Source organism: Clostridium vincentii, assembly GCF_002995745.1.
GTDB classification, from domain to species: Bacteria; Bacillota; Clostridia; order Clostridiales; family Clostridiaceae; genus Clostridium; species Clostridium vincentii.
Map to the genome: position 1 here is coordinate 1 of NZ_PVXQ01000097.1, position 534 is coordinate 534.

The following is a 534-nucleotide window of genomic DNA, read 5'->3' on the forward strand; positions in this document are numbered from 1 at the left end:
TCCCAGTGCAAACCGTTATTCGTCCAAAAACTGAAGAGTACCACGATTTTAGAGGCTATGCTGGAAAATTATATGGGAACAATATTAAAGTAGGAGATGCTGTAACGGTTTTACCTTCTTTAACAGAGTCGAAAGTGACAAACATCCACTTTTTCGATCAACAATTTGACGAAGCTTCAGTGGGTTCATCAATCACAATCGAATTAGAAAATGATATTAATGTAACTAGAGGGGATATGATTGTAAAATCATCTGAATTGCCTAAAGTGGAGAAAGATATCAATACAACAGTTTGTTGGATGGACAGTAAAAAACTCGTTCCAGGTGCAAAGTATTTTGTGCAACACAACACTAACCGTGTTTTAGCTAAAATTGACAGCGTGAAAAACGTAATTGCAACTGATTTTTCTGGAACTACAGAAGCATCTCAATTAGCAATTAACGAAATAGGAGAGGTAAATATCAAGTTAAGCAAAGCAATTTATTTTGATGCTTACAACGACAATAAATCAAATGGTGCTTTTATCTTAATAG

General features: G+C 34.6%; 1 protein-coding gene. It reads left to right on the forward strand.

The window, feature by feature from the left end; genetic code table 11:
* The coding region (locus tag CLVI_RS17225; protein WP_423237144.1) for an elongation factor 1-alpha C-terminal domain-related protein at nt 1-534 on the forward strand (534 nt) is incomplete at both ends.